This is a genomic window from Flavobacterium sp. ST-158 (assembly GCF_058309975.1).
Genome location: NZ_JBZEEN010000002.1, coordinates 1 through 15,220, shown reverse-complemented (window position 1 = coordinate 15,220; position 15,220 = coordinate 1). Strand labels below are relative to the sequence as shown.

The window sequence follows — 15,220 nt, the reverse complement described above, 5'->3', positions numbered from 1 at the left end:
TGAAGCAATATTTTTGAAATGCTAAAAAAGCATTTTATTTTACATTGATAGTAACTTCAACCGGTTTTAACCAAGGACTGGAAAACTGAACTTTAATAGGTTCTTTACTTCCATTAGCTTGTATGTAAGCTAAAATATGTCCGTGAAAAACGCGTTGTACATTATCAGTATAATCAGTCATATCCGAATTATTTCCAGCTTCCAGACCTAATAAACTTGCTGAACCACTGATTATTTTACACGCAATTTCATTATCAGCAAGCATTACCGGAATACCATTTTCATCTACAATTTGCAACATGATTTCGGCTACACCTTTGTCTTTGTTTATAGCTTTATCAGCATTTTTAACTGTAATAGCGTAAGGTTGTTTTGAAGAAGCAATTGCATAACGACTCACTTCTTTATTATTCTTATCTAATCCTACAGCTTCCAGTTTTCCGGATTGAAACGGAATGTCCCAGGAAATAATTCCAACTTCAGAATCATAGTTTTTCACTTCGCCAACTACTTTTCCGTCAAGTTCCAAACGGGCTTTTGCAGCATTAGTATAACAAACCACTTTTACTTTTTGACCTTCATTGTAATTCCACAATGGCCAGGCATCCATAGAAAGGTCTTTTTTGTTAGGATTATTAGAAATATAAGTTCCAATGTAAATCATTGGTTTCTCTGACCAAAGTGATTGACGGAAATAACCTCTTGGTTTAATTTGACCAGCAAAATCAACTAATCCTGAATAAAATCCTCTTGAAGGCCATCTTCCTGATTCACCTAAATAATCTATACCAGTCCATAAGAACTGACCAAAAATATGCTCGTTATTTTTAACCGCTAACCAAGCATCGTAATCATGACGATTTTCACTACCAAAAATCACACGTTTTGGATATTTTTTATGGTCAGATTGGTATTTACTTTCCGTATAATTGTATCCTGTAATATCCAAAGCTCCTGGATATTCCGTTTCATTAGACATGGCTACTCCTGCTAAACCAGCAGTTGTAGGACGTGATTTGTCGTATTTCTTAACGGCTGCCACCAAACGTTTTGCAATAGCTCCTAAACGCATCGCATCCGGAGCATCTTTCTTATAACCTCCATACGCCGCTTGTGAAAATCCGGTATCTCCTCCTCCAGCTAATACTGGATGAGAATAAGGGTCATTTGGATAATCGACTTCATTACCAATACTCCATGCAAAAACAGAAAGATGGTTTCTATCACGACGTACAAAATCTTCTAAATCTTTTTCACCCCAATCAGCAAAAATATCAAAAGAACCTTCAAATCCGGGTGTACCAACATTCCAACCTTCTAACCACTTGCGTTTAGGGAATTCCCATTCGTCATAAGCTTCGTTTAAAACTAACAAACCTAGTTGGTCACATAACTCATAAAATTCAGGTGATTCTGGATTATGACTTGTACGAATAGCATTTACTCCAATTTCTTTCAAAGTTTTTAATCTTGCCTTCCAGACTTCAGGAGGTACTGCTGAACCTAATACTCCAGCGTCATGGTGTAAACAAACTCCCTTTACTTTCATCCATGTACCGTTTAAAGCAAATCCTTTGTTGGCATCAAAAGTAAAACTACGAAATCCCGTTTGCGTCAATGAATGATCAATTAGTTTTCCATCTTTTAAAACTGTAGTTTTCAATTCGTACAAATTAGGATTTTCTAAATCCCATAATTTTGGATTGTTTACCTTAACTTTTGTTATAATTTTACCCGATTGATTTGCAGCAATAGCAACTGAATTAGAACTCTTAGCTACTGTTTTCCCATCATTTGCAATCAATTCGTTAACAACGGTTAGATTTGATTTTTCGGCAGAAGAATTTTCAACTTCTACTTCAATATTTAAAGTTCCTATTTTTTTATTCAATTCAGGATATGCATAAACTCCCCATTGTGCAATATGCACTGGATTAGCATAAACTACCCAAACATTTCTATAAATCCCTGAACCGGTGTACCATCTAGAATCAGCACTTTGACTATGGTCAACACGAACAGCAATGGTATTCTCAGCTCCGTATTTAACGAACGGAGTAGCGTCAAAAGCAAAAGAAATGTACCCATTAGGACGTTTTCCTAAAGAATGCCCATTGATAAAAACTTCACTTCTATTGTAAACACCTTCAAAATACAAGAACACTTTTTCACCTTTTTTTGCAGCAGGAATATCCATAGTTTTTCTGTACCAAGCAATTCCTCCTGGTAAAAAACCAGTAGCACTAGCTAATGTTGGACTCAATTGTCCCTTTATACTCCAATCGTGAGGCAACGCTATATTTTGCCATTTGCTGTCATCATAACTGGCATTCTGAAAGTCTTTATTGTCTTGTAGAATAAATTTCCACTGATTATTGATTTTTTTAGCATCTCCAAATCCTATTTGACTAAAAACAGACAGACAAGAAAAAGTAAGAACCGCTAAAAAGATTTTTTTTGTTGTTAACATAATTGATTTTTTTAATAAATAAGGGTGTTAGACAATTCCATATACACCTATGCAACAGAAGCAAATAAAGAATTAAATAACTAAAACGAAGAGGGGTATATTCGTAAATTTAAGGATTAGCAATATACCATATCTTTTTTAATTATAAACTCCTACATAAGTAACTACAGACTTAGCAGGAATCTCAAAACTGCTAGCTGTAACATCAGTACCTTTTTTCAAACTTAATGAAGCTGAAGTAGTGTATGGTGTAAGCTTATCATTTACTAAAGTTCCTCCTGTAAGGTTCAATTTATAAGTAGCTGCCGATTTAGATACATTAACTGCAACAATTACTATTTTTTTATTTGGTTCGTCTTTATAAGCTGTTAGCATTACATCTGTTGTAGCAGCTGCATTATCAAAATTAGGTATTTGAACCCTTTGCATACCAGGTTTTACAAAGAAAGAAAAATTTCCAAATGCCCAAAGTGTTTTAGAATCCCTTACATAACCATCGTATTTACAATAGTTTGCATCACCAGCACCATTTGTTATTCCGTCATCAAGATAAACTAAACCATCTTTATAATCGCCACGGCTAACAGCTGTCCACCATTGCCAAGAAGAAACACCTCCTATTGAAATATCGGTACTAATAATACGAGCAACCCAAAGCGCTGTTTGCATCCCTAAATCTCTACCTGGACCTGCTCCTCCTGGAAGTTCAGCTGTACCTGGATTTTCCAAAATAGAATATTCAGAAGCCCAAACACTTAATCCAGGAATTGTATTAGCTCTATTAGCAACTGACTGTCTAGACGAAATCAATTCACTCAATGGCCAAGCTTGCCAATAACTATGACCAGAAATTGTTTTCTTAACATTAGTTAATCCAGCTATATTCTTAGTCGAATTAATTCCAAAAAAATAATCTATCTGATTGGATCTATTTTCTTTACCACTTACTGTTTTGTATAATGGTTCAAAAGCACCTGCTTCTCCAACTATAATTTCAGAATTCAACCCTTTTGCCTGTAATTTTGGAGCCAGAGTATTTACAAAACTGTAAATATTTGCATTAGAAGCTGGTGAACCTTCTTGACCAGATCCATCCCACTCGTATTGTGGCTCGTTAAAAGGACTGATATAATCAATTGTTAAATCGTGTTCTGATTTTAATTTATCAATAGCATTTACCCAAAAATCAGCCAATTCCGGCATTTTTCCATCCTTTAGATTATAGAACGTTTTAATTGATGCGTGAGCTAAACCATTTTGAGTTAAATAAACAGGTGCACTATTAGTGAAAGCTAATAATTTATCTACTCCACGTTCTCTAGCCGCTTTCATAAACCAAACTTGTCCGGCTTGTTTGCTCATGTCATACGTAACTCCATCGGTAGTAAAACACTCTGTACGTCTCCATTCATCAGTAATATCACTAGCACTACCTTGTTCTGTACTTCCTGCACCTAAGTTAAATCGCCAAAGTGACAAACCAATTCCTTTAGGATTTCCTTCGCTATCAACATCTTCACTAAACAATAAATCTGCAATTGCATTTTTTTTGTCAGTTGGCCAGTTTTTCCCAACAAAATTACATTGCCAAGCGTCAGAAGCTCCAAAATTTTCCATGGTTTGAAGATTCATATTCAAATTAACATTTAATTCTCTAGTAGAATTAACTTCGGTTTCAGTTTCTTTAGAATCATCCGAAGAGCAACTAACTAAGGCTGCATTAATGGAAAATAAGCCTACAAACAGTAGACTTATTTTATATTTTTTTAATAAATTCATATTAATAATTTGGATTAGTAATTATTCCTCCGCTTAAATCAACTTCTAATTGCGGTATTGGCCATACTAAGTGTTTGGCTGGATTAAAATTGATTCCTTTATCTTGAGCTTCTCTGGTATTCGTTGTTTCATAAGGATCAGTCGAATTCAAATTGTATTGTACAAAAGTTCCGTTTGGTCCCATCAAAGATTCTATTACTGGTTTTCCTGTCCCTGGATCTTTTTCTCTTCTGATATCAAATAAACGCATTCCTTCGAAAGCTAATTCCAAACGGCGCTCTTTGTAAATTTTTCTCAAAAGATTAGGTCCTGCCAATCCTTCTACCGGATCTAAATTTACGCGGGCTCTTACTACATTAATATCTGCCATTGCGCCTTCGGCATTATTTAAATGATAATTAGCTTCGGCTCTTGTAAGATACATTTCTGCTAAACGAATCAATGGTGTATTCAATGGCAAATGTCCGTCTTTCTTATCTAAAGCACGACGTGTAGCTATTGGAATATAATACTTGCGGCAAATACGTCCTGATTTATTATCGTTCAAACTAAATTTATGTGTAGGGTTCAATTCTTCGTCTCCATAAGCAGGATCTCCCCATTTGGTAATAGTACTTTTTAAACGAATTTCATCACCTTCAGATAAATAAGCATTTTCTAAATCACTTGTTGGCATACACCATCCCCATCCGTCAAGTACATCTGCAGCATCATTACTTGGAAAATTCTTTTTGTCCTCACCTCTAGCTCCAGAAAAAGTAGGTATCATACTACCTAAGTTTTTATCCTGCACATCTGAAGATTGTGCTTCAAGAATAGACTCTACTCCATTATGATTATTTACATCCCAAATATTTAAAAAATTTGGTTCTAATTGGAATGGTCCTTCGGTAATTACTTTGTTAGCATATTGTTTTGCTTCAGCCCATTTTTCCTGGAACAAAGAAACACGAGCCAGTAATGCATAAGCTGCCCATTTATTAATTCTTCCATTTCTATTTACTTCAATCGTTTCTAATTTTTCAGCTGATGCTTTTAAATCTGCCTCAACCTGAGCATACACTTCTGCTACAGAACTACGTGGTAATTTTAAATCATTAGTACCCAGAACCGTAGTATACAATGGAACACCTCCATAATTATTTACCAACTCATAGTAACAATAAGCACGTACAAACAATGATTCACCCACGTACTGATTTTTTTGAGACTCACTAATAGGAGCTAATTCCATTTTAGCCAAACCAATATTACAAGATTGAATTGTATAATAATGAGCCGTATACATACCGTTCAAATTCCCCATATTATCTGGAGTAATCAGGTACTGAGAAGCTGGTCTATGAGAGCTGTTGTCTTGCCCTGTATTTCCCATCCAGGCATCATCAGTAGCCATTTCGTTCGTCATTCTTGGTGCAACTAATACCCACCATTCATTAGGTAATAACAATCGGTGTGTTAATTCATTTACATAATTTTCACATTCCTGAGCGGTTTGAAAATAATTTTCTAAGGTTTGTGTACCTCTTGCATCTTTCTCGATAAAATCGGAACAAGAGACTGCAAAAGCTGCAAAAGTTAGTATTGATACTATTATTTTTTTCATATTCTTTTTTTATTAAAATGCTACATTAATACCCATCAAAATTGTTGGTTGAACCGGGTAATTCCATCCTCCAAATCCTGAACCTAAAACACTACCTCCAACTTCAGGATCTACCCCTGAATATTTGGTCCATGTCCATAAATTTTGACCTGATAGAGATAATCTTAATTTATCCAATCCAAATTTATTGTAGAAAGAATAACCTAATTGAAGGTTTTTCATGCGTACAAAAGAACCGTCTTCTACATATAAAGACGAAAATTTTGTAAAGTTCTCATTGTTATCATCTTTAGAAAGTCGGGGAATGTAATTAGACGTTCCTTCTCCATGCCAAGCTTTTTTATCTAAACCATTTACTTTGTTTGTTAAACTTGCTCCATTATATAAATCAGAAATATTTTGGTTCACCAAATCATTTCCGATACTAGAATAGAAATTAGCTACTAAATCGAAATTTTTGTAAGCAAAATTCAAATTCAAACCAACATTAAAATCTGCCCACGGAGAACCAATTTTTGTACGGTCTTTATCGTCTAATTTACCATCACCATTTACATCTTTAAAACGAATATCTCCCACTTGAGCATAAGGTTGTAATTTAGTTCCATGCTCATCTGTATGCGCATTTAATTCAGTCTGATTTTGGAACAAACCATCCGCTACATACCCATAAAAATACCCTGGTTCATCACCATCTACAGTTAATGTTCTATTACTTGCTCCGTATAACTTTTCATCCTTAGCAGATAGAGCAACCATTTTTACATTCACAGTGGTAAAAGTTACATCAGCACCATAAGAGAAATCACCTTTTTTATCTTTATAAGACAAAAGCAAATCAATTCCGTTTGAACGCATAGAACCCACATTTGTCCAAATAGTTGCATTAGCAGGAAAACCACTATAAGTAGGAAATTGTTTTAGGAACAACATATCTTTTGTTGTTTTTTGGTAGTATTCTAAGGTTCCTGAAATTTTGTTTTTCCAAAGTCCAAAATCAAGACCAAAATTTACATCTTCTACCATTTCCCAACGAATATCCTGATTAGCCATAGTTGAAGGATAAGAAGTATCAACCACATTACCATCGATAACATAATACCCTTGTCCAATATTAGACTGATAAACTGCCGCTGGTAAATTTTGATTCCCTACTCTACCCCAACCAGCTCTGAAAGTTAAATTATTAACTACTGAACTAGCATCAGCCATAAAATCTTCATTTGAAATTCTCCAGGAAGCAGAAGCCGCCGGGAAATTAGCCCATTTATTATTAGCCATAAACTTAGAAGAACCATCTCGTCTAAATGAAGCTGTTAAATAGTATTTACTATCAAAATTATAAGAAAGACGTGAGATGTAAGACATTAAAGAACTAGACCAAGATGTTCCACTACTATTACGGTTTTTAGTAGCTGCACTTACTTCTCTCATTGATTGAGAATTATTAGGCACACCTTCACCATAACCCCAAACATCTGATGAATCATAATTTTCCATTGTAAGACCTCCCATCAAACTTACATTATGTTTTTCGGCAAATGTTCTGGAATAAGTTGCAGTAGATTGCCATGTCCAATCTACATTGGTAGTTGCTTTTCTTTCTACACTATTAATTTCAGCTTTTTCATGTGCTGCATCAATCACAAAATCTGGTCTGAATATATTTTGAATTTTATTTCCAAACTCAATAGATCCCTGCGTACGGATAATTAATCCTTTTACTGGTTCATATTGCAAATATGCATTCGAATTTAAATTATATAAATCACTATAATCATCGTATCTTTTTACAGCTGCAACCGGATTCCAAACATACGATGGAGAACGAGCGTAAATACTGTATTCATTTTCAGTTCCGTTTAACTGATCGGCTGGTTTATAGATTGGCGTAATTGGATCAATCTTAACAAAATCAGCCCAGTTCCCTGGTGCTCCCCAGGTTTCGTAACGTGGATTTAAAGTTACACCTGCTGAAAATTTATCGGTAAATTTAAAATCATTAGCAATTCTTGAAGTAATTCTTTTCCAACCTCCTATTTTATAAAAAGAATCGGAATTATAATAATTTAAACTTATTGCATAGGTATTTTTCTCAGAACCACCACTTACTCCTATAGAAGCATTAGTTACCTCAGAACCTTTATTGATTCCAGCTTTCCACCAATCAGTTGTTTTTCCTCTGTATTGTTCTGCATTTGGTAAATATTCTGAATATCCTGAATTAGTATAAGCTGTATTCATGATAGATGCATAATTCTCAGCATTAGCCATATTATAAGGATTATTCATAATTTGGAAACCAGAACTCATGTCAACAGTAAACTTAGTTTTACCAGCTTTTCCTTTTTTAGTAGTAATCAAAATAACACCATTAGAAGCACGAGAACCATAAATTGCACTTGCAGATGCATCTTTAAGTACATCCATAGATTCAATTTCGTTATTACTTAAGAAATTAATACTGGTTCCCATAGGAATTCCATCAACTACATAAAGTGGATCTGTACTTAAATTCACAGTAGATATTCCTCGAATCAATACTCTAGGTTGAGCACCAGGTCCACCAGCACCCGTGATTTGAACCCCAGCAACTTTTCCTTGAAGTGATTCAGTAACATTACCCACAGTCATTGTTTGCAAATCTTTTCCTTTTACAGATGCAATAGAACTGGTAACATCTTTCTTTTTTACGGTTGCATAACCTACTACAACAACTTCTTCTAAAGTTTGATTGTCTTCACTTAAAGTAACATCAATAGTTGTTTTTTGACCTACAATTATCGTTTGAGTTGCAAAACCTATAAAAGAAAATTCAATTTGAGCCTCCTTGTTAGGTACAACAATAGCATATTTTCCGTCCAAATCAGTTGAAGCGGAAGTTTGAGAACCCTTAACAAAAACATTTACACCCGGAATACCAACAGCTGATTTGTCCTTGACAGTTCCCTTTATTGTTATTTGTGCAAAGGTTGTTACACTGCATAATACAGCTATTAGTAACCCTATATATTTATATTTCATATGTAAGATATTTTATTTATTAATGTTATACGTTTATAACAAACTATTTTTTAGTGATAAAAGCCCTTTCTAATTCTGTGTCCAGAATTACTTTGTAAACACCTGGTGCTGCCGGATACTTAGCATTTCCATTTTCCCCTGGTGACATCGTAGCTATACCGTTTTTAATTAATCTCCAAGATGGACTCCACCATTGTCCTGTAAAAGTTCCTTCCATTTCTCCTGTAAGTGTATATTCACCTACTAATTGATATGGATTGTTTGGATTGTTAGCTAAATGCAAACTTGTTTGAACCCAAGCATTCCAAGTATCCCAGTTTGCTCCTTGAATCCCTGCACCTGCAATACTCACAAAAGGTCTTCTTAAAGCTTCATCATCATGCCATAAACCATTAGCTACATCAGCCCAAACTTTACTTGAAGGAGTGTATTTTGTTACCGAATAAACCAATGTACTAGGATTAACTTTTATTTTATAATATCCTTTAGTAGGTAAAACTATAGGCGAAGAAGCAACATCATCAATTAATTCTCCTGAAGTATTTAATCCAAAGCAATGTGGTGCAAAATCAGATTCCTGACCTAAGAAATACACTTCTTTATTATCTGAATCAGCATAATATTTAAATTCAAAGTCTTGACCATTTTTATCATGGAAATACATTGGGACACCTACAGCATCTGTAGTCAGATTAGTTCCTTTAGGCTGATCACATAAATAAATGGCCGGATACTCATTAGTAGCCACAATATTAATATTTAGTGTTCCCATATTAGGAATTGCAAATTTATCTTTTGCAGTAATGGTTAAAACATATTCCGCAGCAGTTACAGGTAAAGTAAAGGTTTTATTGAAAGTGTATGATTGAGGTGCTCCGTCTAACTGAACCATCTCATCAATGCCTAAAGCTTCACATTTTACCTGAACATAATCAATTCCGGAATCATCATTTACAACAAAATTTACTGGTAATTGATTACTTGAAGATAATAAGATAACAGCTCCCTCTTTAGGAGTAATCATACTAATAGCCGGAGCACTAAACTCTCCGTCTAAACGTAAATTAATATTTTGATCTACTTCATTACCTGAAACGTCTGTAATAGTCAACTTAATTGCAAAAGCTTCTGATACACCTCTATCAGCAGGAACTTCGAAAAAATAACTTAAATCATAAGTTGTTAAAAGTGGATCTGTTGCAAAATTGATCATTTTATCTAAACTCAATTCTGGGATTTGAATTCTTACACTCTTCAATCCGAGATCATCTGCCAAAGCGGCTTTAATTTCAAATTTTCTGTTTGGAGCACCATAAATTTCATTTGTAGATACAGCAACCGTTGGATCATCTGATGATGGGAAACTTAGCGAGTCTTCTTGACATCCGGTAAATAGAATGACAAAAAAAGTTAACAAAAATAAATACGAAAGTTTATTCATATGTCTTAGTTTTTAAAACTACTTTTTCAATTATTCTTAGTAATTCAAAAAAACAGTTTGTTTGGTTTTTAATAGTAATTCAAAATCATTTTTATATCAATTCTTTATTTATTCATTAAGGATTTATTCTTTTCATAAGCTTTATTCTTTTAGTATTTGATTAATAATTTAGCGTGTAGTAATTGTTGTTTTTTTACAATAATTTAACTTAATAGAAATCTATTATCATAAAATTATCATAAGCATCTAAGCAAAGAAATGATTAAATAACACTAATTATAGGGGGGAAATTCGAAAAAAATAAAGGGGGAAATCGCGAACTATAAGGACATATTGACCAAAAATAGTTATTTAACAAAAAAAGTTCTTATTTATTTATGTAATACTAAATTATAGGGTAGATATTTTTGAAATAAACAAAAAATCCTAATCTCATTATTAACGAGACTAGGATTACAAGGAATAACTTCTATTTTTAATAAAAAAACAGTTATCTAATTACATTCAAATCTTTATTAAATGAATCTTTATATTTTTTGACATAAGCAGATGGAGTCATCCCAAAAAGTTTAACAAACTGCTGTCTGAAATATTTTTGATCTTCAAAACCAACCTGGGCGCTTGCCTGAGCAATATTTACATTTTCGGTAAGCAATAACATAGCAGCTCTTCTTAATCTAATAGAGCGAATAAAAGCATTTAATGTTTCCCCGGAAACAATCTTTATTTTAGCATATAAACTACGATGACTCATTCCCATTTCCCTAGCAAATGTTTTTATTGTAAAATCACGATCGTCTATATTAGCCTCTATAATATCAATACACTTTTTCAAGAAATCCTGGTATTCAGCCGGAACTTTATGTTCATTCTCTTTAAGAGTAATGCTGTCTAAGAAATACTTTCTTAAATTTCCTCTATTTCTTAATAAGGTATTTACTCGGGCAAGAAGAATATCGTCATCAAATGGTTTAGTAATATAATCGTCAGCACCATCTGTTATTCCCTGTAAATGCATCTCGGGATTATTAGAAGCGGTCAATAGTATTACAGGAATATGAGATAACTGTTCGTTTTCTTTTATTTTTTTACACAATTCAAGACCATCCATTACTTCCATGGCAATATCAGAAATCACAATATCAGGCATGTGTTTTTTAGTCAGCTTCAAACCTTCATTTCCATTTACAGCACTGTAAACCAAATGTGTTTTAGAAAACAATTCTATCAAATAATTTCTAATTTCAAAATTATCATCAATTATTAAAACCGACTTTTTATCAGTGAGCATTTCTTTACTTAATCCTTCCTCATTTATTTTAGGATTAGAAGTAACTGAAGCATTTCTTTCTTCAAAATCTTCAATTAAAAGTTCCTCAACCAATTCACTCATTTTAGCGACATTTGGATTAATTGGTAAATCCCCTAAATGATCTTGTCCTTTTAATAACTTCAAAGTAAACGTACTTCCTTTGCCTATTTCACTTTCACAAGAAACTGTTCCTTTATGCTTATCTATAAAATACTTTACAATATAAAGACCAATACCAAATCCAGTGCTTATTGAAACATTGGAATCTAATTGTTTGAATTTTTCAAAAATAGCTTCAATGTTTTTGGAAGCAATTCCTGAACCCGTATCTGTTATGGAAACAAAAACTTCATTTTCGGTTTCTGTTTGTTTGATAGCTATTTTTCCGCCTGTTGGTGTATATTTAAAAGCATTTGAAACTAAATTAAACAATGAGATTTCTAACTTTTCATAATCACCGATAATAACAACTGCATGCTCTGGAATATCAATGCTATAATCAATATTTTTATCTTTAGCCTGAGTAACAAAACATTGAAAAACTTCCTCACATAAATTATTCATATTAATTTCTGAAAGTTTCAATACATCTGCATCATTCTCAGCTTTACGAAAAAGCAATAACTGATCGACAAGACTTAGTAAGCGTCTGGCGTTTCTATAAGCTATTTGCAAATCTCCTTTAGAAGAATCATTTGAACCTTCTTCTTTTTTAATAAACTTCTTCAAAGGGTTAATAATAAGTGACAAAGGAGTTCTAAATTCATGAGAAATATAAGTAAACATAGACTTCTGCTTCTCAGCAATTTCCTTTTCTTTTTCTCTTTCTAATTCAGAAATTCTAATCTTATATTTCAATCGTTCTTTGTATTTATTGTACCGAACATAATTATAAATAACCGTTCCTCCTATAACCAAATACAATAAATAAGCCCACCAGGTTCTATACCAAGGCGGTAAAACAACAATCCGAAGCAATGTTTCTGCTTTACTTTGACTATCTTGAAAATTTGATTTTTTTACCTTAAATAAATAAGTTCCTTCGGAAAGATGAGGATAATTAGCCTTCCTATTTTGTCCAACATTACTCCACTGATCATCCCAGCCGTCAAGAAAATAAGCATAACTGATTTTATCTGAATTTGAATAATCTAAAGCTACAAACTCTATAGACAAAGTCGTTTGATCATAAGGTAATCTTATTTCATTTATATCTTCATTTGAATCCCACTTTGAAATTAAATCTGGTTTTGTTTCAATGGGTTCATTATTCACACTCAAATCAGAAAGAACAATTTTAGAATTAGATTTTGTATCTTTTATAATCTCTGGATAAAATAAATTGAAACCATTAATTCCACCAAACAAAAACTCACCTGAAGACAATTTAAAACCTGCATTAAAACTAAATTGATTACTTTGTAGTCCATCACTTTTAGAAAAATTTCTAAATGTTTTTGTTTTCCTATTCAAACGACTCAAACCATTATAGGTACTCATCCACAAATTGCCATTCTTGTCTTCCAAAATTCTTAAAATAGTATTAGACGACAAACCATCTGCAGTGGTAAATCTTTTAAAAGTGTTGTTTTCTCTATTAAATAATAACAATCCACCTTCCTGAGTTGCTACCCAAAGTTGTTTGTTACTATCTTCATGAATATAACGTACCGGATAACCAATATTTGTTTTTCCATATTTTTTATTGACCTTATCAATCCATACAATAGAAGTATAATCTCCTCCCCAAAGCTTTCCGTCACTCGTTTGAGTCAAACATTGTAAATTAGTAATTGCTTTATCATAGAGTTCAAAAGAATTTTTATTTCGATTAAAAAGATACAAACAGCCTTCATTTGTGGCACTAGCCCAAAGGTTTTTTTGAGAATCTTCATAAACCAACCAAATGTTTTTTTCGATTTGTTTGCTAAAAGGATTATAACAGGAATAATGGCTTACTAAATTTGTTTTAGGGTCTATCTTATTTACACCTCCTGCCCATGTTGATAACCAAACCTCATTATTACTGTCACAAATTACATTGGTTATAAAATTACTGGAAATGGCATGAGCTGAATTGGTATTATAAACCGTATAAGTATCGTTTTTTCGATTCCAATAGCGTAAACCTGCACCATCAGTACCTATCCAAACATTTTGATTAATATCTTCACAACCTGACAGAATAAAATTCTGAGCAAGACTCTTATCATTTCCGCTATATTTTATTGTTTTAAAATATTTTGGTGTAGCACTAAGCATGCTGATTCCTCCTCTGAGAGTTCCAAACCATATATTTCCGGAATGATCTTCATAAACACTCCAAACCGCACTACTTTTTATAATTTGCTGGTTGTCATTTTTAGTATAAGGAATTGCTTTTTTATTTTTTCTATCTAATGTATAAATACCACATCCATCAGTTGCAAACCAGTATTTATTTTTTTTATCTCTCAGGATATTAGTGACAGTACATTTATTAAAAAAATAATTATCTGAAATTGATAACGTAGAAGTATTAAAAAGAAAAACTCCTTCATCTGTACCAATCCAGAGATTGTTATCGGTATCCATTTTCATGCATTTTACATCCAGTAATAAAGGCGCAATTAATTGTAGTTTTTTAGAACTATAATTGTAATTACAAATCCCAATATTCCTAACATATATCCAAGAAGAAATTCCTTTATTATCCTTCTGAATAACTAAAGCATCATAATGAACCGTATTTTTTAAATTTGATATTGAAATCGTTTTCCCAACAAAAGTATTCTTTTCAAATACTACAACACCCGAATTTTGCGTAGCCAGTAAAACCAAATCATCAGAAACAGATTTTATTTGATGTACAACATTTTTTAAAACTACGGGAGTAGCATTTTCTTTATCTTTATCTTTATATTTAACCGGATAAAACAAAGCTTTAGTTTTATCGTAAACACTTGCACCTTTATTTCCTCCAATCCATATATTCCTACTAGAATCGCCTTCTAAGCTATAAATTGTATTGTTAGAAATAGAATTAGGGTTATTAATTTCATTTCTAAAAATTTTAAAATTATAACCATCATAGCGATTCAAACCATCATAGGTTCCAAACCACATATATCCTTCCTTATCCTGATAAATAGTAGTAATTGAATTATTGGATAAGCCGTCTGACACATCCAGAAATCGCACCGAATAATCCTGAGAAAAGGCTATAAATGGCGAAAAAAAAAGTGTTATTAATAAGCTTAAATATTTCAAAATTATCATTTTAAATGTTTTGCTAATTACTGTAAATTCAACAGTACAAGATATAATAAAATTAGTGATTCCAGAAAAACATATTGCAATTTTAAAATCTTAACTATCAAAATTAAATATTTGTTTATCATAAAAAAAGTGCGAAACAATAAAATTATTTCGCACTTTTCAATTAAGAAAAATCTTTATGGACTATTACCAGAACTTCACGTATAAAGCAGCAATAATCAATAATGTGATAATGATTAATACTGTAGTTTGCGGTTTAACCTTAAACATTTCAGTATCCAATTCGAATGCTTTTGGATTCACTTTTGGTCCTGCAAAACTCACTCCAAT

Annotated in this window: 6 protein-coding genes; all 6 read right to left on the bottom strand. The window is 32.7% G+C overall.

Going from position 1 to position 15,220, the window contains the following annotated elements:
• Nucleotides 1–34 precede the first annotated feature (34 nt).
• The 6 genes from AC4FRF_RS04590 to AC4FRF_RS04565 all read right to left on the bottom strand — a co-directional run bounded on the left by AC4FRF_RS04590 (nucleotide 35) and on the right by AC4FRF_RS04565 (nucleotide 14,890).
• Nucleotides 35–2,470 carry a glycoside hydrolase family 2 TIM barrel-domain containing protein gene (locus AC4FRF_RS04590; RefSeq protein WP_491158304.1) on the bottom strand — a complete coding sequence of 812 codons (2,436 nt, stop codon included), beginning with the start codon at nucleotides 2,468–2,470 and terminating at the stop codon, nucleotides 35–37.
• A 138-nt stretch (nucleotides 2,471–2,608) separates the two neighbouring features.
• Nucleotides 2,609–4,249, bottom strand: a complete 1,641-nt coding sequence (locus AC4FRF_RS04585) for a glycoside hydrolase (RefSeq protein ID WP_491158303.1) — start codon at nucleotides 4,247–4,249, stop codon at nucleotides 2,609–2,611.
• A gap of 1 nt (nucleotide 4,250) precedes the next feature.
• Nucleotides 4,251–5,855 (bottom strand): RagB/SusD family nutrient uptake outer membrane protein, encoded by a 1,605-nt coding sequence (locus AC4FRF_RS04580; RefSeq protein WP_491158302.1) that lies wholly within the window; start codon nucleotides 5,853–5,855, stop codon nucleotides 4,251–4,253.
• A 12-nt stretch (nucleotides 5,856–5,867) separates the two neighbouring features.
• The gene (locus tag AC4FRF_RS04575; protein ID WP_491158301.1) at nucleotides 5,868–8,879 is read right to left on the bottom strand and encodes a SusC/RagA family TonB-linked outer membrane protein; all 3,012 of its coding nucleotides are present in this window, start codon (nucleotides 8,877–8,879) and stop codon (nucleotides 5,868–5,870) included.
• Between the two features lie 43 nt (nucleotides 8,880–8,922).
• The gene (locus tag AC4FRF_RS04570; protein WP_491158300.1) at nucleotides 8,923–10,320 is read right to left on the bottom strand and encodes a cadherin repeat domain-containing protein; all 1,398 of its coding nucleotides are present in this window, start codon (nucleotides 10,318–10,320) and stop codon (nucleotides 8,923–8,925) included.
• A 490-nt stretch (nucleotides 10,321–10,810) separates the two neighbouring features.
• On the bottom strand, nucleotides 10,811–14,890 hold the full coding sequence (locus tag AC4FRF_RS04565; protein ID WP_491158299.1) for a hybrid sensor histidine kinase/response regulator transcription factor: 4,080 nt from the start codon (nucleotides 14,888–14,890) through the stop codon (nucleotides 10,811–10,813).
• Between the last annotated feature and the right edge of the window lie 330 nt (nucleotides 14,891–15,220).